Annotated in this window: 19 protein-coding genes and 2 pseudogenes; 17 read left to right on the top strand and 4 right to left on the bottom strand. The window is 67.6% G+C overall.

Annotated elements, in window-relative coordinates:
* The first annotated feature begins 67 nt into the window (after positions 1-67).
* Positions 68-256 carry a YnbE family lipoprotein gene (locus QE389_RS11680; protein ID WP_292086180.1) on the top strand — a complete coding sequence of 63 codons (189 nt, stop codon included), beginning with the start codon at positions 68-70 and terminating at the stop codon, positions 254-256.
* Positions 257-288: 32 nt separating this feature from the next.
* On the top strand, positions 289-648 hold the full coding sequence (locus QE389_RS11675; protein WP_307367474.1) for a DUF1318 domain-containing protein: 360 nt from the start codon (positions 289-291) through the stop codon (positions 646-648).
* Positions 649-722: 74 nt separating this feature from the next.
* Here the strand turns inward: QE389_RS11675 and QE389_RS11670 are convergent, their stop codons facing one another.
* Positions 723-1853 (bottom strand): DNA cytosine methyltransferase, encoded by a 1131-nt coding sequence (locus QE389_RS11670; RefSeq protein ID WP_307367472.1) that lies wholly within the window; start codon positions 1851-1853, stop codon positions 723-725.
* Between the two features lie 104 nt (positions 1854-1957).
* Between QE389_RS11670 and QE389_RS11665 the strand changes: the two genes are divergently transcribed.
* On the top strand, positions 1958-2401 hold the full coding sequence (locus QE389_RS11665) for a COG3650 family protein (RefSeq protein WP_307367471.1): 444 nt from the start codon (positions 1958-1960) through the stop codon (positions 2399-2401).
* Between the two features lie 4 nt (positions 2402-2405).
* Here QE389_RS11665 and QE389_RS11660 read toward each other — a convergent pair whose 3' ends face one another.
* Positions 2406-3167, bottom strand: a complete 762-nt coding sequence (locus QE389_RS11660) for a LytTR family DNA-binding domain-containing protein (RefSeq protein WP_307367469.1) — start codon at positions 3165-3167, stop codon at positions 2406-2408.
* Positions 3168-3231: 64 nt separating this feature from the next.
* Positions 3232-3984, bottom strand: a complete 753-nt coding sequence (locus QE389_RS11655) for a TetR/AcrR family transcriptional regulator (protein WP_307367467.1) — start codon at positions 3982-3984, stop codon at positions 3232-3234.
* Between the two features lie 208 nt (positions 3985-4192).
* Here QE389_RS11655 and QE389_RS14710 point away from each other — a divergent pair, with 208 nt between their 5' ends.
* The 13 genes and pseudogenes from QE389_RS14710 (at position 4193) to QE389_RS11600 (ending at position 17954) form a co-directional block, all read left to right on the top strand.
* Positions 4193-4837, top strand: coding sequence for a TonB-dependent receptor plug domain-containing protein (locus QE389_RS14710; protein WP_373458311.1), 645 nt, complete (start codon positions 4193-4195; stop codon positions 4835-4837).
* Positions 4838-4917: 80 nt separating this feature from the next.
* Positions 4918-6393 carry a TonB-dependent receptor gene (locus QE389_RS11650; protein ID WP_373458310.1) on the top strand — a complete coding sequence of 492 codons (1476 nt, stop codon included), beginning with the start codon at positions 4918-4920 and terminating at the stop codon, positions 6391-6393.
* 147 nt (positions 6394-6540) lie between these two features.
* Positions 6541-8073, top strand: coding sequence for an MFS transporter (locus tag QE389_RS11645; protein ID WP_307367466.1), 1533 nt, complete (start codon positions 6541-6543; stop codon positions 8071-8073).
* Positions 8074-8190: 117 nt separating this feature from the next.
* Entirely contained in the window at positions 8191-9381 is a 1191-nt protein-coding gene (gene sucC, locus QE389_RS11640) for an ADP-forming succinate--CoA ligase subunit beta (RefSeq protein ID WP_307367463.1), read from the top strand.
* 38 nt (positions 9382-9419) lie between these two features.
* Positions 9420-10337 (top strand): hypothetical protein, encoded by a 918-nt coding sequence (locus QE389_RS11635; protein WP_307367461.1) that lies wholly within the window; start codon positions 9420-9422, stop codon positions 10335-10337.
* A gap of 53 nt (positions 10338-10390) precedes the next feature.
* A complete protein-coding gene (locus QE389_RS11630; RefSeq protein ID WP_307367459.1) occupies positions 10391-10642 on the top strand; it encodes a DUF6364 family protein in 252 nt (83 codons plus the stop codon).
* Complete coding sequence (locus tag QE389_RS11625; protein ID WP_307367457.1) at positions 10632-11054, top strand: PIN domain-containing protein; 423 nt, start codon at positions 10632-10634, stop codon at positions 11052-11054. Before QE389_RS11630 ends, QE389_RS11625 begins: the two co-directional genes overlap by 11 nt.
* 18 nt (positions 11055-11072) lie before the next feature.
* Positions 11073-11975: a succinate--CoA ligase subunit alpha gene (gene sucD / locus QE389_RS11620; protein WP_307367455.1), complete on the top strand. Its 903-nt coding sequence runs from the start codon at positions 11073-11075 to the stop codon at positions 11973-11975.
* A 238-nt stretch (positions 11976-12213) separates the two neighbouring features.
* On the top strand, positions 12214-15222 hold the full coding sequence (locus QE389_RS11615) for a 2-oxoglutarate dehydrogenase E1 component (protein ID WP_307367453.1): 3009 nt from the start codon (positions 12214-12216) through the stop codon (positions 15220-15222).
* Positions 15223-15263: 41 nt separating this feature from the next.
* Positions 15264-15422: pseudogene (locus QE389_RS14705) on the top strand (biotin/lipoyl-containing protein); the annotation flags it as partial.
* Between the two features lie 186 nt (positions 15423-15608).
* Positions 15609-16782, top strand: a pseudogene (gene odhB, locus QE389_RS11610) (2-oxoglutarate dehydrogenase complex dihydrolipoyllysine-residue succinyltransferase).
* 56 nt (positions 16783-16838) lie between these two features.
* Entirely contained in the window at positions 16839-17450 is a 612-nt protein-coding gene (locus QE389_RS11605; RefSeq protein WP_307367451.1) for a glutathione S-transferase family protein, read from the top strand.
* Positions 17451-17576: 126 nt separating this feature from the next.
* Complete coding sequence (locus QE389_RS11600; RefSeq protein ID WP_307367448.1) at positions 17577-17954, top strand: hypothetical protein; 378 nt, start codon at positions 17577-17579, stop codon at positions 17952-17954.
* 3 nt (positions 17955-17957) lie between these two features.
* On the opposite strand, the gene prfA is transcribed toward QE389_RS11600, so the two are convergent.
* Positions 17958-19040, bottom strand: coding sequence for a peptide chain release factor 1 (gene prfA, locus QE389_RS11595; protein ID WP_307367446.1), 1083 nt, complete (start codon positions 19038-19040; stop codon positions 17958-17960).
* A gap of 177 nt (positions 19041-19217) precedes the next feature.
* Here prfA and QE389_RS11590 point away from each other — a divergent pair, with 177 nt between their 5' ends.
* Positions 19218-19841 carry a response regulator gene (locus tag QE389_RS11590; RefSeq protein WP_307367443.1) on the top strand — a complete coding sequence of 208 codons (624 nt, stop codon included), beginning with the start codon at positions 19218-19220 and terminating at the stop codon, positions 19839-19841.
* The last annotated feature ends 3 nt before the right edge of the window (positions 19842-19844 follow it).

The raw sequence follows: 19844 nt of genomic DNA, 5'->3' as shown, positions 1-19844 counted from the left end.
TCAGGAGCCGTTCACGCCGGGCCGTGCTATTAGACCCCTCAACCTTGGCCGAACCGGAGCCTGAACCATGATCAACAAGCGTCAGCTGGCCGGCCTCGGCCTGGGCGCCGCCGTCGCGGCGGTCGCCGCCTGCGCTCCCACCATCCGGCTGGAGGTTGCGCCGATCCAGATCTACGCCAAATTGGACGCCGACGTGCGCGTCAAGCTGGATCAGGAGCTGCAGCAACTGCTTCAGCAGAACCCGAACCTTTTCTGATCGCCTCGCTTCTTTTGAAAGGACAGGCTGACATGACCTTCCGCAAACTCTTCGTCGTCGGCGCAACCATCGCCGCCCTGGGCGCCGCCGGCGCCGCCGTGGCCCAGACCAGCGCCCAGAAGACCCTGATCGACCAGGCCAAGGCCGCCGGGACCGTGGGCGAACAGGCCGACGGCTATCTGGGCTTCCGCAACAGCAGCTCGGACGCCGCCCTGCGCGCCGCCGTGGACGCGACCAACGCCGGCCGCCGCGCCGCCTACGCCCGCAGTGCGGCCGACGCGGGGACCACCGCCGACGTGGCCGGCGCCCGGATGTTCGAAAGCCAACTTCTGCCCCGCATCTCCTCGGGTCAATGGTACCGCAACGCGCAGGGCCAGTGGGTCCAGCGCTGAATGTCAAAGGCCTGGCGAGGGTGCGCGCCGCCCTCTCGCCAGGCCGAACGTCCCAACTTCAGGATGTCCAAGTTTCAGGCGGCGGCGCGTCGCGGGCCGAGCGCGGGCGATAGCAGCCCCTCGGTCAGGGCGCGCACTACGGGCACGGCCACGGCATCCCCCGTCAGCTTCAGCGCCGCGCTCTCGCTTGAGGGCAGGCGGTAGTCTTCCGGCAAACCCATCAGACGCGCCGCCTCGCGCCCGGTCAGACGACGCACCCGCGCCCGGCCCTGGTCACAGACCACCACATATTGGCGCGAGGAGCCGCCTGCGGGCGTACGCAGGCATCCGGCCAGGCCGTCGAAGCGCACCTCCAGCCGCTGAACCTTCACCCCGTTCTCGATCCGCACCCGGCGATAGGCCGCCCCGACCTGACGTCCGCCCGACGCCACGGCCTGGTCGATCCGGACGCGATGGGCGGGGCCGGCCAGGGCCAGGATCGCCTGAGGGTCGTCCAGCCAATCGGCGGCCTCGTCCGGCTCCAGAAGGGCGGCGAGATCGAGATTGCGCTTGGGCGGGACGGGCAGCGACCACCAGGCCCAGGCGTCGCGCACAGCCTGGGGCAGACGGGCCTGGGCCGCGACCAGACGCGGCGAATGGAAGGGCGCGGCGGGACCGGCCGCCTCGGGGCCCGCGCCCTTGATGGCCACCACGAACAGGCGCGGCCGCGACTGGGGCAGCCATAAGGCGGTGTCCATCTCCAGCGCGCCGACGCGGTATCCGGCCTGGGCCATGGCGGTGCAGACGGCGGCGAAATCCCGCCCCTGGCCCGAGGTCAGAAGGCCGATGACGTTCTCCAGCACGATCACGCGCGGCGCCCGCCCCTGATCCGCCAGCCCCTGCATCAGCCGCCAGAAGCCCCAGAAGGCGCCGGACCGACCGGCCTCCAGCCCCGCCCGCGCGCCGGCCAGGCTGACGTCCTGACAGGGCGAGGAGGCCCAGGCCAGATCGGGTCGTCCGGGCAGATCGTCCAACGTCAACGACCAGACATCGCCCAGGCGAAAGGGAATGTGCGGGTGGTTGGAGACGAAGGCGCGCGCCTTGGCCGGATCCATGTCGTTGGCGAAGACGGTGTCGATCCCCGCCGCCATTCCCAGCCCGGCCATTCCCAGCCCGGCTAGGCCGCCCCCGGCGAAGAACTCATAGGCGGTGGGGCGAATCGTCATGCGAACAGCATAACGCAGCCCCGGCCCTTGACCGAAGCCAGGGGCAGGCACACTTGCGGCGGGTTCCGAAAAGCCGCGTGTCCCAGAATGAAGAGAGGCCGCCGATGCGTCTGATCCTGCCCGTGCTGATCGCCGGCGTCGCCCTGGCCGGTTGCTACGACCGCAAGGAGGCCAAGCCCGAGGCCGCCGCCGAACCCCAGACCGCCGCCGTCCTGGGCGGGGTCGATCTGGGCCAGCCGGTGCGGGCGCTGGGGACCGAGCCGTTCTGGAGCGTGGAGATCACCCCCGACACCCTGATCTACACCCGCGTCGATCAGCCCGAGCAGCGCGCCCCCAATCACGGCGCGACCGTCCAGGGAACGGTGGCGACCTACGCCACCTCGACCAATCTGCAACAGGCGCTGAACGTCATGCTGATCGCCACCGAGTGTTCGGACGGGATGAGCGACCGCGTCTATCCGATGACCGCGCGGGTCGAGATCGGGAACGACACCCTGACGGGCTGCGCCGCTTCCAAGTCGGCGATCACGGTGCGGCCCGCGTCGTGAGTGTTCACCACCAGTCGGCTTCGCGCAGGGCGCGGGCGTAGCGTCGGCTGACCGGCGCGCGCAGACCGCCCTCCAGCGTCAGGACGGCGCGGCCGTCGCCGCGTTCGACCCCGCGCACGGCGTCCCTGGCCACCCACCAGCTGCGGTGCGTCTGGGCGCCTTCCAGCCCCTCCAGCTCCTCGACCGCGTCGGACAGCCGCATCAGAATCAGGTCCGACCCCCGGTCGGTGTGGATGCGCAAATAATGGTCCTCGGCCTGCACCGCCTGGATCGCAGCGCCCTTCAACTTCATCGGCAGCCGCTCCAGAAACCGCACCGAACGGGCGGTCGTCGCGGACGAGGCGGCATGGGTCTGAACCGGCGTGGCCCGCCCCAGGAAGACGTTCAACGCGCTGATCGCGGCCGTCACGATCAGCACCGGAACGAACAATTGAGGCAGGCCCGCCAGCGGATAGAGGCGGTGGACGAAGAACAGGCCCGTGGCGGCCCAGACCAGGACGCTGAGCGGGCCGGTGATCACCGCCGTCAACACGGCGACAGCCAGCCAGGGCCGCTCGTCCAGATCGACGAAACGGCTGACCAGCATGGCGCAGACATGGCCCCACAGGCCGCCGATCACCATGATCCCGATCCAATAGACAAGTCGTTCCGGCAAGGGCGCGCCGCCGCTGCCGAAGGCGCCGGTGACGGCCAGGAAAACGCCGCCCGCCACCGCCACGATCAGACCTCTGAGAAAACGGCGGCGTTCGGCGGACTGGGCGCGCATGGGAGCTTTCGACGGCGGGACTCTGTCGTCGTGAAACCATGATTTCCCGCCGGGTGAAAGCGGCTCAGGCTTCAGACCTGTCCATACCCGCCACGGCGCGGAAGCCGGCGGCGGCGAAACGGACCATGTAATCGCCGGCCGTCTGCAAATCGCCCGAGCGGGCCAGGCCGTTGGACAGGCGGTCCAGACGCCCCGTCTCGCCCAGGGTCAGGGTCAGGGCGCCCGACAGATTGTGATAGGCCCAATAGAGATCGACCTGGCTGGCCTCGGGCAGGACGCGCGCGATCAGGGCGATCAAACGGTGAATGGCCGGGTCGAAATAGCGAGCCATGGTCTCGCCCCCGAAACTGGGGTTGGCGTTGGTCTGGGCCACCAGGGCGGCGTAGTGTTTCCACCCCGGCCCGCCCTTCAGCGACCATTCGAACGGCGGACGCAGGAACGCCTCCAGCAGGCCCTCCAGCGTCATGGCCTCGCCCGCCGCTTCGGCATAGCGGTCGATGGCGGCGACCCGGTCGTCGTTCCAAACCTGGGCGCGACGCAGGAAGACCGCGTCGAACAGGTCGCGCTTGGCCCCGAAATAATAGTGCACCAAGGCCGTATCGACCCCCGCCTCGCGCGCCACCTCGCGGATGGTGACGCCGTAGAAGCCGTGTTTGGAGAACAGGTCCTCGGCTGCGTCCAGAATCAGGTCGCGCGTTTCGACGGCGGCGCCGGCGCGCGCCTTGGACGGGCGACCGCGTCGGGCGGGTGCGGCGCCGTCGGCCTTGCGACGGGCGGCGGCCGCGGGACGGAACGATGGGGCCTCGGACTGGGTCATGGCCCGACGCTAGAGCCTGATCCGCCGCAGGGAAAGCGTCAGGCGCCGTCGTCGGCCTGATGCAGGCGCGACACGCTGCGCCGCCCGCATGACGCCACGGAAGGGCCAAAGGTTTGACAGCGGGACCAATCCGGTCCACTCATCATGAAAATCATTGAACGCTGAATAAAAGCGTCAACGGGCTGGAAACGACAAAGGGGTCAAGATCATGAATCGTCATGTGAAGTGCGCGCTGCTGGCCGGCGCGGCTTGGAGCGTTATGGCGGGGGCTTCGGCCGCCCAGGACACGGAGGCGACGGCCCAGGCGGCCAACGCCCATCAGGACACGGCGACCGTCGACGACATCGTCGTCACCGCCCGGCGCCGCGACGAACAGTTGAAGGACGTGCCGGTCGCGGTGTCGGCGCTCAGCGCCGAACGTCTGGAACAGACCGGCGCGGTCAACATCACGGCCCTGCAGCAGCAGACGCCCAACGCTACGGTCCAGATCGCCCGCGGCTCCAACTCCACCCTGATCAGCTTCATCCGCGGCGTGGGCCAGCAGGACCCGCTGTGGGGCTTCGAACCGGGCGTGGGCCTCTATGTCGACGACGTCTATGTGGCCCGTCCGCAGGGCGCCGTGCTGGACATCTTCGACATCCAGCGCATCGAAGTGCTGCGCGGGCCGCAGGGCACCCTGTACGGCCGCAACACCATCGGCGGGGCGATCAAATACGTCACCAAACGCCTGGGCCAGGACCCCAGCCTGACCGCGCGGGCCGAACTGGGCAGCTATAACTCCCCGTCGGCGACACCTTCGCCATCGGCGGCGCGGTCGCCACCTATCAGCACGACGGCTACGGCAAGAACCTGAACACCGGCCAGGATCAGTACGACAAGGACGTCACCGCCTATCGCGCCAGCGCGGAATGGACGCCGAACGACAGCCTGTTCATGCGTCTGGCCTGGGACCGGGTCGAGGACGATTCCAGCCCTCGCCATGGCCACCGCGAGGTCAATTCCATCACCGGCGGCTATACGCCGCCCGCCAACAAATACGACACCTACGCCGGCGTCACCGGCGAACAGAAGGTCGTCACCGAAGGCGTGTCCCTGACCGGCGAATACCGGGTCAACGACATGCTGACGCTGAAGTCGATCAGCGCCTATCGCACCGGCGACACCCATACGGTCATCGACTTCGACCAGACGCCGATGCCGACCCTGGACGTGCCGGCCATCTATAGCGACCGCCAATTCACCCAGGAGTTCCAGGCCCTGCTGACCGGCGCGCGCTGGTCGGGCGTGGCGGGCGTGTTCTATCTGGACGGCAAGTCATCGGGCGCCTTCGACACCATCGCGGGCAATCTGGGCCTGGCCATCGCCGCCGCCGGTTCGGTGGACACCAAGTCGTTCTCGATCTTCGGCGACTTCAGCTACGACCTGACCGACCGCCTGCATCTGTCGTTGGGCGGCCGCTACACCCGCGACGACAAGGACGGCTCGGTCCTGCGTCTCTTCTATCTGGGCGCCACGCCGACCCCCTACACGGGCGGCGCCAATCGGCCGGTCTTCGCCACGCGCACCAACTACACCGCCTCCAAGACCTTCGAGAAGTTCACGCCGCGCGTCAGCGTGTCGTATGATTTCAGCGAGGCCGTCACCGGCTACGCCTCGATCAGCCAGGGCTTCAAATCGGGCGGCTGGGACATGCGCGGCGACGCCGCCCTGGTGCCCCAGACGGTCAACGGCTACCAGCCCGAGACGGTCACGACCTATGAGCTGGGCCTGAAGGGATCGGCCTTCGACCGCCGCATGAACTTCGCCTCGGCGATCTTCTATTCGGATTACAAGGATCAGCAGATCACGACCCAGCAGGTGGCCACGCCGCCCGCCGTCGGCATCGCCTCGGTCGTCGACAACGCCGGCGCCTCGACCATCTACGGCTTCGAGCTGGAAGGCTCGGCCCATCTGACCAACGACATTTCGGCCAACTTCTCGCTGGGTTATCTGAAGAACGAGTTCGACAAGTTCGTCACCCTGGTGACGGGTTCGCCGGTCGACATCTCGGATCAGCGCAAGCCGCAGAACTCGCCCGAATGGTCGGCCTACTACGGCATGACCTGGCGCGGCGACATCCTGGGCGGCGAGATCCGCGTCACTCCGTCGCTGTCCTATCGGTCGGACTATCATCTATTCGACATCCCGGACCCGATCCTGGATCAGAAGGGCTATGTCCTGGCCGACGCCAGCGTGGTCTGGACCGCGCCCGGCAAGCGTTGGGAAGTGGGTCTGTTCGGCCGCAACCTGACCGACGTTCGCTACAAGGTCGGGGGCTACAGCTTCCCCGGCGCAACCTACAACAACGCGATCAGCGCCTTCTACGGCCCGCCGACCACCTATTCGGCGCGCCTGACCTATCGCTTCTGATCGCGACACAAGACGCCTGATGCAAGGGGCGGCGGTCTCCGGGCCGCCGCCCCTTCTGTTTTCCGGCCCGGCTTGGCAGGCCCTTCGGCTTGCGGCTAGGCTCGCTCCACAAATGACGCGCCGAAAGGCCGCCCAAGGGAAACGCCGATGACCTCCGACGTGACGACCGCCGCCCCGTCCCGGACGCCCGACCGCCCCGGCTACCGCTTCTATGTGCTGGCGGTGCTGATCCTGATCTACATGCTGAACTTCCTGGATCGACAGATCATCGGCATCCTGGCCGCGCCGCTGAAGGCCGAGTTCAACATGTCGGACAAACAGTTCGGCCTGTTGGGCGGCATCGCCTTCGCCTCGGTCTATTCGACCCTGGCCATCCCCCTGGCCTGGCTGGCGGACCGGTTCAGCCGGGTGTGGATCATGACCGGCGCGCTGGCCGTCTGGTCGGGTTTCACCGCCCTGTGCGGCATGGCGGGCTCTTTCGGCCAGCTGTTCCTGTGCCGAATGGGCGTGGGCGTGGGCGAGGCCGGCGGGGTGGCCCCGGCCTATTCGCTGATCGCCGACTATTTCCCGCCGCACCAGCGGGCGCGCGCCATGGCCGCCTTCGCTTTCGGCATTCCGCTGGGCATGGCGGCGGGCACCCTGGTCGGCGGCCTTCTGGCGGCGACCTATGGCTGGCGCACGGCCTTCATCGTGGTCGGCCTGCTTGGCGTGCTGATCGCGCCGCTGCTGCGCCTGACGGTGCGCGATCCCAAGCGGGGCGGTATGGATGCGGTCAGGACCGAACCGCAGATGACGGCCCCGACGCCGAACATGGCCGTCGCTCCCGTCGGCACGGACCGGACCGGCAAGATCGCCGCGCAGATCATGCTGGGGCTGGGGAGCGGATTGCTGGTTCTGGCCGCGTTCGCTCGGTTCACGGACATGATATCGGCCAGTCCGCTGGTGCTGGCCTTCGGCGGTCTGCTGGCGGCGGTGATCGGCGTCTCGCTGATGATCGCACGGCGCACGGCCTCGGTCGTAATTCCAAAGCCCAGCTTCTGGCTGCTGGCCCTGGGCGCGGCCTCTTCCTCCGTCTGCGGCTATGGGGTGGCGGGCTGGCTGCCGCTGTTCTTCATGCGCAGCTTCGACCTGACGCTGAAACAGACCAGCTGGTACTATGCCGGCATCGCCCTGATCGGCGGTCTTCTGGGCATCTGGCTGGGCGGGATGATCGCCGACAAGCTGTCGAAGAAGGGCAAGGGCGCCTATCCGCTGACGCCCGCCATCGCCTTTCTGATCTCGGCGCCCTGTTTCATCCTGGCGATGAATTCGCCCTGGCTGATCGGTCTGGTCCTGCCGGGCGGCGGCAGTCACGCCCAGCAGCTGATCCTGGCCTTCTTCATCTTTCTGATCCCGACGGGACTGAACCTGGCCTGGCTGGGTCCGATCACGGCGGCGGTGCAGCATCTGGCCCCGGCGGCCATGCGCTCCACCGCCTCGGCCCTGTTCCTGCTGCTCAACAATCTGCTCGGCATCGCCGTGGGCTTCTACTACTTCGGCTGGATGAGCGACCTTCTGGCGCCGCGCTTCGGCGAGGAAAGCCTGCGCTGGGCCATCTACACGGGCATGGGCTTCTATGTTCTGGCGGCGATCCTGCTGGTCGGCGCCTCGCGCACGCTGAAGCGGGACTGGGTCGACTGAACCGATCCGGTTGCCCTGCGAAAGCGATGCGCTCAAGCAGGGCCAAGGCCGGTAGCGCAATGCAAAAGAGCGGCCTATAAGCCCCGCAACTCTCCCACCAGATTGCGGCGATCCCTCATGAACATTCACGAATACCAGGCCAAGCAGGTTCTCAAGGGCTATGGCGCGCCCGTCGCGGACGGCGTCGCCATCACCTCGGCCGACCAGGCCGAAGCCGCCGCCAAGCAACTGCCCGGCCCGCTCTATGTCGTGAAGTCGCAGATCCACGCCGGCGGACGCGGTAAGGGCAAGTTCAAGGAACTGCCGGCCGACGCCAAGGGCGGCGTGCGCCTGGCCTTCTCGATTGAGGAAGCCGTCGCCCACGCCAAGGAAATGCTGGGCAACACCCTGGTCACGGCCCAGACGGGCGAGGCCGGCAAGCAGGTCAACCGCCTGTACATCGAAGACGGCGCCGACATCGCGCGCGAACTGTACTGCTCGCTGCTGGTCGATCGTTCGGTCGGCCGCGTGGCCTTCGTCGTCTCGACCGAAGGCGGCATGGACATCGAGGCCGTCGCCCACGACACGCCCGAGAAGATTCACACCATCGCCATCGATCCGGAAGCCGGCGTGACCGAGGCCGACGTGACCGCCATCGCCAAGGCCCTGGAACTGACCGGCGACGCCGCCGAGGACGCCAAATCCCTGTTTCCGATCCTGTACAAGGCCTTCGTCGAGAAGGACATGGACCTGCTGGAGATCAACCCGCTGATCGTCATGGAGAACGGCCGCCTGCGTGTGCTGGACGCCAAGGTCAGCTTCGACGGCAACGCCCTGTTCCGCCACGAGGACATCAAGGCCCTGCGCGACGAGACCGAAGAGGACGCCAAGGAGATCGAAGCCTCCAAGTGGGACCTGGCCTATGTCGCCCTGGACGGCAACATCGGCTGCATGGTCAACGGCGCGGGCCTGGCCATGGCGACGATGGACATCATCAAGCTGTACGGCAAGGAACCCGCCAACTTCTGCGACGTCGGCGGCGGCGCCGGCAAGGACAAGGTCGCGGCGGCCTTCAAGATCATCACCGCCGACCCCAAGGTCGAAGGCATCCTGGTCAACATCTTCGGCGGCATCATGAAGTGCGACGTCATCGCCGAGGGCGTGGTCGCGGCCGTGAAGGAAGTGGGCCTGAAGGTGCCGCTGGTCGTGCGTCTGGAAGGCACCAACGCCGAACTGGGCAAGAAAATCCTGAACGAATCCGGCCTGACCATCCAGGCCGCCGACGATCTGGACGACGCTGCCCAGAAGATCGTCGCGGCGGTCGCCTGACCGTCTGACCGACCCACACCGGCGCGGGGCCAGGGGCGATGACGCGGTTCGAGGTCGTCGCCATGGCCCTGGCGCCGGAACGACACGTCGGGGTCTTCGTCGATCACTACCGGCGCCGGGGCGCCGCGCGCGTGCGGGTCTATTTCGACGGACCCGCCGCCAGCGCCCCCCGGCCGAAGGCCGTCGGCCTGGCCGACGACGAACTGACCGTCTGCGACGACGCCTTCTGGGCCGCCCGCGGCGGCCGCCCTGCTTCGGTCGAGGCGCGTCAACGCCTCGTCTATGCCGACGCCTATCGCGCTCTGGGCGCCGACTGGCTGGTGGTCGTGGACATCGACGAGCTGATCTTCGGCCCGGTCGATCTGGCCGCCGCCCTGGAGACGGCGCCGGCGGCGCGCGATCTGGTGCTTTTTCCCACGGTGGAGGCGGTCTGGCGCGCGGGCGACGACCTGAACCGCGACTATGGCGCCGTTTTGGCGCGCAAATCCTACAGCGGGCCTTTCTGGTCCGAGCTCAGCTACCTGCTCTATCCCGGCGCCGGCGCCTTCTTCGTGCGGGGCCTGCTGGGCCACCATATGGGCAAATATGCGGTTCGGCGCGGCCTGGACGGCGTGACCCCCTGCATTCACGAAGCCAAGCGGGGCGAGGTTCCGTTGAAGGCGGCGCGCGCGCGCGATCCGCGCACGGGCCAGACCGTGCGCCTGCTGCATTACGACGCCATCAGCCTGGACGCCTGGCGCGCCAAATGGGACCGACGCCTGGCCGTGGGCGACACGGCCGAAATCGGCCGCCGACGCCGGCGCCAGCAGGCCACATACGCCTCGGCGCGAGAGACGGACGGCGAGGCGGCCCTGTTCTTGCGTCTCTACGCCCTGAACCGGGTGCAGGCGGGAGTGCTGCGGCGGATGGGCCTGCTGCTGGATATCGCCCCTCGGGATCGGCCTGACCGCGACTGACTTGCCCAGGGCGACGCCACGGCCTATGTGCTCCACATAACCCGTGTGACCGCATGACCCGCAACCTGACCCTGGCCATCGATGACGACCTGCTGGACAAGGTGCGGGTGCTGGCGGCCATCAAGCGAACCAGCGTCAACGAGATGGTGCGCGGCTTCCTGACCCGGCTGGTCGAGGAGGAAACCGAACACGACGAGGCGACCGAGGCTTTGCTGAAACTGGCGCGCGAGAGTCAGGGCCGGATGGGCGACTGGCGCCCTTCGCGGGAAGAGACATACAGCGGCGAGCCTCGTTTTGATCGCTAGCGCTGAAGCCTTCCTGGATACGAACGTCCTGATCTACGCCGCGCTCGGCTCAGCCGACGAACCGGCGAAGCATGAGCGCGCCGTCGAATTGCTGACGACCCGTTTTGGGACCTCGGGTCAGGTGCTGGCGGAGTTCTACGTCACCGCCCAACAGAGCGGCAGCCGGCCCCTGACGACGGACGAGGCTCGGGAATGGGTGTCGCACCTGTCGAAAAAGCCTTTCCAGCCCTTGGATTACAAGGTCGTCCGCCAGGGAATCGAATATTCGCGCCGCTACCAGATCTCCTATTGGGACGGCGCCGTCATTGCTGCAGCCGAGCGGCTGGGCGCCAAGGTCGTCTATTCCGAAGCCCTCTGTCACGGTCAGACCTATGGGTCCGTCCGCGTCGAAAACCCCTTCCTTCCCGCCTAACCCAAGAAACGAGACCTCATGTCCATCCTCGTCGACAAAGACACCAAGATCCTGGTGCAGGGCCTGACCGGCAAGACCGGCGGCTTCCACACCGAGCAGGCCCTGGCCTATTACAACACCCAGATGGTCGGCGGCGTGCACCCCGCCAAGGGCGGCCAGACCTGGACAGGCTCGCACGGCGAGACCCTGCCGATCTTCGCCTCGGTCGCCGAAGGCAAGGACGCCACCGGCGCCGACGCCACCGTGATCTACGTCCCGCCGGCAGGCGCGGCCGACGCCATCATCGAGGCCATCGACGCGGAAATCCCCTTCATCACCTGCATCACCGAAGGCATCCCGGTGCAGGACATGGTGCGGGTCAAGGCGCGCCTGGACCGCTCCGGCTCACGCCTTCTGGGCCCGAACTGCCCCGGCATCCTGACCCCGGAAGAGTGCAAGATCGGCATCATGCCGGGCAACATCTTCAAGAAGGGCAATGTCGGCATCGTCTCGCGCTCGGGCACCCTGACCTATGAGGCCGTGTTCCAGACCTCCAACGAGGGCCTGGGCCAGACCACGGCCGTCGGCATCGGCGGCGACCCGGTCAAGGGCACCGAATTCATCGACGTGCTGGAGATGTTCCTGGCCGACGACGCCACGGAATCCATCATCATGATCGGCGAAATCGGCGGCTCGGCCGAGGAGGACGCCGCCCAGTTCCTGATCGACGAGGCCAAGAAGGGCCGCAAGAAGCCGATGGCCGGCTTCATCGCGGGCCGCACGGCGCCCAAGGGTCGCACCATGGGCCACGCCGGCGCCGTCGTCTCGGGCGGCAAGGGCGATGCGGAATCCAAGATCGCGGCCATGGAAGCCGCCGGGATCCGCGTGTCGCCTTCGCCCGCGCGCTTGGGCAAGACCCTGGTGGAGGTGCTGAAGGGCTGAGGTTCTTCGGTCTCGCGCGGATTTTCTCCGTGCGTCCTGCACGCAATGAAAACGCCGTCCTCGACGGCGATCAGCGCCCTCGGCTTCCAGCCGGGGGCGTTTTTCTGGCGCCTGCGACCAAATTCTCACCCAAATGCCCCCTTTCGGCCATGACCCATTAGGAAAGCGCGCCTATATGACGGGCGCGCCCTTCACGGAGATGTGTCCGGCAGGGCTCCAGAGACGAGACGAGAGAACCATGGCGGACGATGCCGGTCGGCTGAACCAGGTCTTTGCCGAGACCTCCTTCCTGTACGGGTCCAATGCGGCCTATGTGGAGGAGCTCCAAGAGAAGTGGGCGCGCGAGCCCGGTTCGGTCTCTGCGGAATGGAAGGCCTTCTTCGACCAGTTGCGCGACAACGCCGCCAGCGTGACCGCCGCGGCCGAGGCCGGCGGTTGGGGCCGTGGCGTGTCGACCGAGCCGACCGAGGAGACCGGCGTCTTCGACGGCCGCTGGCCCGCGCCGAAACCCGACCCCAAGAAGCCCGGCGCCGCTGCGCCCGCCAAGGCCGCCCCGGCCGCCAAGGCCTCGCCCGACGCCATTCGCGCCGCCGCGCACGACTCCATCCGCGCCCTGATGCTGATCCGCGCCTATCGCGTGCGCGGCCACCTGCAGGCCAATCTGGACCCGCTGGGGATCGAACAGCCGGTCGAGAACCCCGAGCTGACGCCGGAATTCTATGGCTTCTCTGGCGCCGACCTGGATCGACCGATCTTCCTGGACGGCGTGCTGGGGCTGCAGACCGGCTCGATCCGCGAAGTGCTGGCGCTCCTGAAGCGCACCTACTGCGGCAATATCGGCATCCAGTACATGCATATCGCCGAGCCGGAGGAGAAGTCCTGGCTCCAGCAGCGGTTCGAAGGACCGGACAAGTTCGAGGCTAACGCCTTCACCAAGGAAGGCAAGATCGCCATCCTGAACAAGCTGATCGAGGCCGAGGGCTTCGAACGCTTCCTGCACAAGCGTTTCCCCGGCACCAAGCGCTTCGGCCTGGACGGGGGCGAGGCCATGGTCCCGGCTCTGGAGCAGGTCATCAAGCGCGGCGGCAATCTGGGCGTCGACGAAGTCGTGCTGGGCATGGCCCACCGCGGCCGTCTGAACGTGCTGGCCGCCGTCATGGGCAAGCCCTACAAGGTCATCTTCCACGAGTTCCAGGGCGGCTCTGCCGTGCCCAGCGACATCGAGGGCTCGGGCGACGTCAAATACCACATGGGCGCCTCGTCGAACCGCGAGTTCGACGGCAACCACGTCCACCTGTCCCTGACCGCCAACCCGTCCCACCTGGAAATCGTCAACCCGGTCGTCCTGGGCAAGGCGCGCGCCAAACAGGCGTTCGACATCCGCGCGGCCAACGAAGGCGTGCCGGAAGGCCAGTGGGCGCTGGATCGCTCCAAGGTCGTGCCGCTGCTGATCCACGGCGACGCCGCCTTCGCGGGTCAGGGCGTGGTGGCCGAATGCTTCGCCCTGATGGGCCTGAAGGGCTACCGCACCGGCGGCACGCTTCACTTTGTCATCAACAACCAGATCGGCTTCACCACCAGCCCGCGCAACTCGCGTTCGTCGCCCTATCCGTCGGACGTGGCGCTGATGGTCCAGGCGCCGATCTTCCACGTCAACGGCGACGATCCGGAAGCGGTCGTCTTCGCCGCCAAGGTGGCCACCGAATACCGGCAGAAGTTCCACAAGGACGTGGTGGTGGACATGTTCTGCTACCGCCGGTTCGGCCACAACGAAGGCGACGACCCGACCTTCACCCAGCCGCTGATGTATTCGAAAATCCGCGCCCAGCCGTCGACGCGCGAACTGTATTCGCAGCGCCTGGTCGCCGAGGGCGTGATCACCCAGGCCGAAATCGACGCCGAACTGTCGCGGTTCGAGACCTTCCTCGACGAACAGTTTGAGGCCGGCAAGACCTGGCAGGCGGACAAGGCCGACTGGCTGGACGGCCAGTGGAAGGGCCTGCAGGCGCCCAAGGAAGAGGCGCGCGGCGAGACGGCCGTGCCCCTGCCCAAGCTGAAGGACCTGGGGCACCGTCTGACGACCATTCCCAACAGCGTCGACATGCACAAGACGCTGAAGCGGGTCATCGACGGCCGGCGCGAGGCCATCGACAGCGGCCAGGGTCTGGACTGGGCCACGGCCGAAAGCCTGGCCTTCGCCTCCCTGCTGGACGAAGGCTTCCAGGTGCGCCTGTCGGGTCAGGATTCGGTGCGCGGCACCTTTTCCCAGCGCCATTCGGGCGTCATCGACCAGACCACCGAAGAGCGGTACATGCCGCTGAACAACCTGCGCGAAGGCCAGGCCAATTTCGAGGTCATCGACTCGGCCCTGTCGGAAGAGGCGGTGCTGGGCTTCGAATACGGCTACTCCCTGGCCGATCCGAACACCTTGGTGATGTGGGAGGCCCAGTTCGGCGATTTCGTGAACGGCGCCCAGGTGGTGATCGACCAGTTCATCTCCTCTGGCGAGCGCAAGTGGCTGCGGATGAGCGGCCTGACCATGCTGCTGCCGCATGGCTACGAAGGCCAGGGCCCGGAACACTCCTCGGCCCGTCTGGAGCGGTTCCTGCAGGCCTGCGCCGAAGACAATATGCAGGTCGCCAACTGCACCACCCCGGCCAACTACTTCCACATCCTGCGTCGCCAGATGCACAGGTCGTTCAGGAAGCCGCTGATCCTGATGACGCCCAAGTCGTTGCTGCGGCACAAGAAGGCGGTGTCCAGCCTGGCGGACCTGGCGGAAGGCTCCTCCTTCCACCGCGTCCTGCACGACGACGCCCAGACCCGGCCCGAGATCGCCGGCGTCAAGATCAAGGCGGACAAGGACATCCGCCGCGTCATCCTGTGCTCGGGCAAGGTCTATTACGACCTGCTGGACGCGCGCGAGAAGAAGGCCAAGGACGGTCAGGCGGTGGACGATGTCTATATCCTGCGCCTGGAGCAGTTCTATCCGTGGCCGATGCAGTCGCTGCGCAAGGAACTGGCCCGCTTCCCCAAGGCCGAGGTCGTCTGGTGCCAGGAAGAGCCGAAGAACATGGGCGGCTGGACCTTCGTCGATCCATGGCTGGAGCTGACGCTGGACAAGCTGGACGTCGCCTCCAAGCGCGCCCGCTATGTCGGCCGTCCCGGTTCGGCCTCGACCGCCGCCGGCCTGATGAGCCGCCACCTGAAGGAACTGGAAGCCTTCACGACCGAAGCCTTCGCCTGATACACCTAGACGCCTGAAGACAAGAGACAGCTGGACCCGACATGGCCGACATCCTGACCCCCGCCCTCGGTGAATCCGTCACCGAAGCCACGATCGCCAAATGGACCAGGAAGGTCGGCGACGCGGTCAAGAAGGACGAACTGCTGGTGGAGTTGGAGACCGACAAGGTGTCCCTGGAAGTCGTGGCCCCCGCCGACGGCGTCCTGGCCGACATCAAGGCCGCCGAGGGCGACACCGTGGTTCCGGGAACCGTTCTGGGCGTGGTGAGCGAAGGCGCGGCCTCGACAGCCGCCCCCGCCGCTCCGAAACGCGCCGCCGCGCCCAAGGGCGAAGCCAAGGCCGCTCCGGCGGCTGAGGCGACCGCCATCGACATCACCGTGCCCGTCATGGGCGAAAGCGTCGCCGAAGGCTCGATGGGCAAATGGCTCAAGAAGTCCGGCGATACGGTCAAGAAGGACGAACTGCTGGTCGAGATCGAGACCGACAAGGTCGCGGTCGAGGTTTCGGCCCCGGCCGACGGCGTTCTGACCATCGCCGCCGACGAAGGCGCGACCGTCACCCCGGGGTCAGACGATCGGTTCAGTCTCGGGCCAGAACGGTAGCGGCGTCGCCGCGCCCGTCGCGGCTCCGCCTGCCGCCGCCCCGGCCAACACCGGCTCTGCGCAAGTTTCGGGCGCCAAGAACGACGCCCTGTCGCCGGCCGTCCAGCGCGTGGTCGCCGAAAACAATCTGGACCCCAAGGCCATCCCCGCCACAGGGCCCAAGGGCAACATCACCAAGGCCGACGCCCTGAACGCCATCGGTTCGGCCGCGCCTGCCCCAGCCGCCGCTACGGCCCCGGCCGCGCCGCGCGCCCTGGCCCCGCGCGAGGAACGGGTGAAGATGACGCGCCTGCGTCAGACCATCGCCCGCCGCCTGAAGGAATCGCAGAACACTGCCGCCCAACTGACCACCTTCAACGAGGTGGACATGACCAACATCATGGCCCTGCGCGCCCAGTACAAGGACGCCTTCGAGAAGCGCCATGGCGTGAAGCTGGGCTTCATGTCCTTCTTCACCAAGGCGGTCGTCGCGGCCCTGCACGAGATTCCGGCCGTCAACGCCGAGATCGACGGCACGGACATCATCTACAAGAACCACTACGACATCGGCGTGGCCGTCGGCACCGACAAGGGTCTGGTGGTTCCGGTCCTGCGTGACGCCGACACCCTGACCCTGGCGGGCATCGAGAAGGGCATCGCCGCCCTGGGCAAGGCCGCCCGCGACGGCGCTCTGACCATGGATCAGATGCAGGGCGGCACCTTCACCATCACCAACGGCGGCACCTATGGCTCGCTGATGTCGACGCCGATCCTGAACGCGCCCCAGTCGGGCATCCTGGGCATGCACAACATCGTCCAGCGCCCGATGGCGGTGAACGGCGAGGTCAAGATCCGCCCGATGATGTATCTGGCCCTCAGCTACGACCACCGCATCGTGGACGGCAAGGAGGCCGTCACCTTCCTGGTCCGCATCAAGGAACTTCTGGAAGACCCGCAGCGGACCTTGCTGGACCTCTGAAATCCTGAAAGGCGGCGATGATCTCGCCGCCTTTTTTCTTGCCGACAGGAGCGACCATGCCGACCCTCTACGCCGCCTCCGGGTCCTGCAGCCGCGCCAGCCACATCGCATTGGAGGAATCCGGCCTGACCTTTCAGGTCCAGTGGATCGACTTCGCCCGATCCCAGCAACGCCAGCCGGACTATCTGGCCATCAATCCCAAGGGGCGCGTGCCCGCCTTGGCGACAGACCAGGGCGTCCTCACGGAGAGCCCGGCGATCCTCGCCCACATCGCCGCCCTGTCGCCGCCGGGGCTCTTGGCGCCGACCGACACCTTCGCCTTTGCGCGCATGCAGGCCTTCAACCTCTATCTCGCCACCACGGTCCATGTCGCCCACGCCCACGGCCGTCGCGCGTCCCGCTGGAGCGACGACCCCGCCGCCCAGGCCTCCATGGCGGCCAAGGTCGCCCAGAACATGCGCGACGGTTTCGCCCTGATCGAGGCCGACCTGACCGGCGAATGGGCGATGGGCGACGCCTATACGGTGGCGGACCCGTATCTGTTCACCTTCGCGGGCTGGCTGGCCGGCGACGGCGTGGACATGGCCGAGTTTCCTCGGGTTCTGGCGCATTTCGAACGGATGCAGGCCCGTCCCGCCGTCCAGCGCGCCCTGGCCGCCGAAGCTTAACGAGAGCATTGAAAGACCAACGGTTGTGTCTAATTTGCGCCGGTCGCTGGCGATCCGGGAAAAGGTGCGTTTTCGCGCATTACAACCGGTCGAAAATGGCGCCTTATTCTCGCCATGGAGTGGGCGGTGCGCGCGATCGGGGTCTTCTACGTCTTGGGCGGGCTGATGCTGCTGTGTCAGGTCTGGCTCAACTGGCGTCTGCAGCGCGCCCTGTCCGGGGTGATCGCCGTGCGGGCGGATGACCGGATCGCCGATGGGGTGATCGCTCTGGGCGGCGTGCTGGTGCTGATGTCCGGGGTGGCGCTGGCGGCGCTCAGCGCCTGGGCGGTGGTCGCCTTCGTGGCGGGGTGGGCGATCCAGGCCGGCTATCTGCTGTGGGTCAACCGCGACGACCTGGACACCCCCCAGGCCGAGGGCCGCCCCAAGTCGGTTCATGCCTTTGCGGCCTATACCGCCACGACCGGCCTGGTGCTGACGATGCCGCTGTTCGGCCTTCTGACCTGACGCTCAGCCGAACTCGGCCTCCAGATCGGCCAGGCGCGCCGCCTGATCCTCGGCAATCAGGGCGTCCAGCAGGGGATCGATCTCGCCTTCCAGGATTTGCGGCAGGCTGTGCAGGGTCAGGCCGATCCTGTGGTCGGTCACGCGCCCCTGGGGGAAGTTGTAGGTGCGGATGCGCTCGGATCGGTCGCCCGACCCGACCTGGGACTTGCGCGAGTCGGCGCGGGCCAGATCCTTGGCCTGGCGCTGCATGTCGTACAGCCGCACCTGCAGGTTCTTCATCGCCTTGTCGCGGTTCACATGCTGCGATTTTTCCGAAGAGGTGACGACGATGCCGGTGGGCAGGTGGGTGATCCGCACGGCCGAATCGGTCTTGTTGACGTGCTGCCCCCCCGCGCCCGAACTGCGGAAGGTGTCGATGCGGATGTCCTGATCGCGGATCTCGATCTCGACGTCCTCCACCTCGGGCAGGACGGCGACGGTGGCGGCCGAGGTGTGGATGCGTCCGCCCGCCTCGGTGGTGGGAACGCGCTGGACCCGGTGGACGCCGCTCTCGAACTTCAGCCGGCCGAAGACGCCGTCGCCGGTCACGGTGGCGACGATCTCCTTGTAGCCGCCGGCGTCGCCCTCGGACACGCTGTCGATCTCGACCCGCCAGCCGCGCGTGGCGGCATAGCGCGAATACATGCGGAACAGGTCGCCGGCGAACAGGGCCGCCTCGTCCCCGCCCGTGCCGGCGCGCACCTCCAGCACCGCCGAGGCGTTCTCGTCCGCATCGCGGGGCGCCAGCAGCAGGGCCACCTGCCGTTCCAGCTCGGGCAGTCGCTCGCTCAGGGCGCGCAGCTCGTCCTCCGCCATGGCCGCCATTTCCGGGTCGGCCGTCATGGCCTCCAGATCGGCCATCTCGGCCCGGGCGCGGGCCAGGCCCTCCACGGCGTCGGCGACGGGCTTCAGCTCCGCATGCTCCTTGGACAGGCGCACGATCTCGGCCCCGTCGGTCGCCGCACGCCCATTCTGCGAGGCCAGGCGCGCCTCCACCTCGTGGAAACGGTCGAGCACCTGATCGAGACGGGCCTGGGGCAGTCGCAAGAGGAAGACATCCTGATGGGGCGAGAGGGGCGTCCTTACCCGGCGCGGGCGCGCCTGTCGATTGCGGGCGCGCCGTCGGCCCCATGGTCAACTTTTGGTCACGATGGCGTCAGGCGCAGTGACGGATCGTCCCTGGAGCGTTTAGGTGACGCCAAGCCGTCGCCAAGGAGAACGTCCATGTTCGATCGCCCCCATTCTTCCTCGACACCCGACCACACCGCCGCCGCGGCCGACAGCGTGGAGCGGCTTTGCCGCCTGTACGACGAGCGCCTGGCGCAGACGGGCGAAGCCCTGTCGCCGCGCGATCTGCAGGAGCTGAACGCCCTGGCCGCCGTCTACGACCTGGACACCCAGCGGCCCGCCCAGGCGGTGTGGCGCAACCTGAGGGCCGTGCTGGTGCGCCAGACGCCGGCCGACGGCGCACGGATGACCGCGCCCGAAAGCCAGACCCTGACCGTGTTGGTGGTGGAGGACGACCCGGACGCGGCCGCCTCCCTGACCGAACTGCTCGGCGAGGCCGGGCACAATGTCATCGGCCCCTTCCACAGCGCCGCGGCGGCCGAGGCGGCGGCGGCGCTGCATTCCATCGACGCCGCCCTGTTGGACATCAACCTGTCGGGCGAGACGACGGGGGTGGAACTGGCCCGGACCCTGCGCGACCGCTGGGCCGTCGACATCATCTTCACCTCGGGCGACGTGACGGCGGCCGCCCGCCATGCCGATCTGGCCGAGGCCCTGGTGCTGAAACCCTACAATGGCGCGCAGATCCTCGAAGTCGTCGGCCGCCTGGCGAAGACCTGACGG

It is taken from the genome of Brevundimonas sp. SORGH_AS_0993, assembly GCF_030818545.1.
Classification (GTDB): Bacteria; Pseudomonadota; Alphaproteobacteria; order Caulobacterales; family Caulobacteraceae; genus Brevundimonas.
Note: the sequence above shows the minus strand (reverse complement) of the source record. Positions and strands in the feature narration are given on the sequence as shown.

Excerpts from the sequence above, each read along its gene's own strand:
- QE389_RS11590 (WP_307367443.1), top strand. The coding sequence starts at position 19,218 with ATGTTCGATCGCCCCCATTCTTCCTCGACACCCGACCACACCGCCGCC.
- QE389_RS11605 (WP_307367451.1), top strand. The coding sequence starts at position 16,839 with ATGCCGACCCTCTACGCCGCCTCCGGGTCCTGCAGCCGCGCCAGCCAC.
- QE389_RS11660 (WP_307367469.1), bottom strand. The coding sequence starts at position 3,167 with ATGCGCGCCCAGTCCGCCGAACGCCGCCGTTTTCTCAGAGGTCTGATC.
- QE389_RS11665 (WP_307367471.1), top strand. The coding sequence starts at position 1,958 with ATGCGTCTGATCCTGCCCGTGCTGATCGCCGGCGTCGCCCTGGCCGGT.
- QE389_RS11635 (WP_307367461.1), top strand. The coding sequence starts at position 9,420 with ATGACGCGGTTCGAGGTCGTCGCCATGGCCCTGGCGCCGGAACGACAC.
- QE389_RS11680 (WP_292086180.1), top strand. The coding sequence starts at position 68 with ATGATCAACAAGCGTCAGCTGGCCGGCCTCGGCCTGGGCGCCGCCGTC.
- QE389_RS14710 (WP_373458311.1), top strand. The coding sequence starts at position 4,193 with ATGAATCGTCATGTGAAGTGCGCGCTGCTGGCCGGCGCGGCTTGGAGC.
- QE389_RS11670 (WP_307367472.1), bottom strand. The coding sequence starts at position 1,853 with ATGACGATTCGCCCCACCGCCTATGAGTTCTTCGCCGGGGGCGGCCTA.
- QE389_RS11645 (WP_307367466.1), top strand. The coding sequence starts at position 6,541 with ATGACCTCCGACGTGACGACCGCCGCCCCGTCCCGGACGCCCGACCGC.
- QE389_RS11650 (WP_373458310.1), top strand. The coding sequence starts at position 4,918 with ATGCGTCTGGCCTGGGACCGGGTCGAGGACGATTCCAGCCCTCGCCAT.
- QE389_RS11655 (WP_307367467.1), bottom strand. The coding sequence starts at position 3,984 with ATGACCCAGTCCGAGGCCCCATCGTTCCGTCCCGCGGCCGCCGCCCGT.
- sucD (WP_307367455.1), top strand. The coding sequence starts at position 11,073 with ATGTCCATCCTCGTCGACAAAGACACCAAGATCCTGGTGCAGGGCCTG.
- QE389_RS11675 (WP_307367474.1), top strand. The coding sequence starts at position 289 with ATGACCTTCCGCAAACTCTTCGTCGTCGGCGCAACCATCGCCGCCCTG.
- QE389_RS11630 (WP_307367459.1), top strand. The coding sequence starts at position 10,391 with ATGACCCGCAACCTGACCCTGGCCATCGATGACGACCTGCTGGACAAG.
- QE389_RS11615 (WP_307367453.1), top strand. The coding sequence starts at position 12,214 with ATGGCGGACGATGCCGGTCGGCTGAACCAGGTCTTTGCCGAGACCTCC.
- sucC (WP_307367463.1), top strand. The coding sequence starts at position 8,191 with ATGAACATTCACGAATACCAGGCCAAGCAGGTTCTCAAGGGCTATGGC.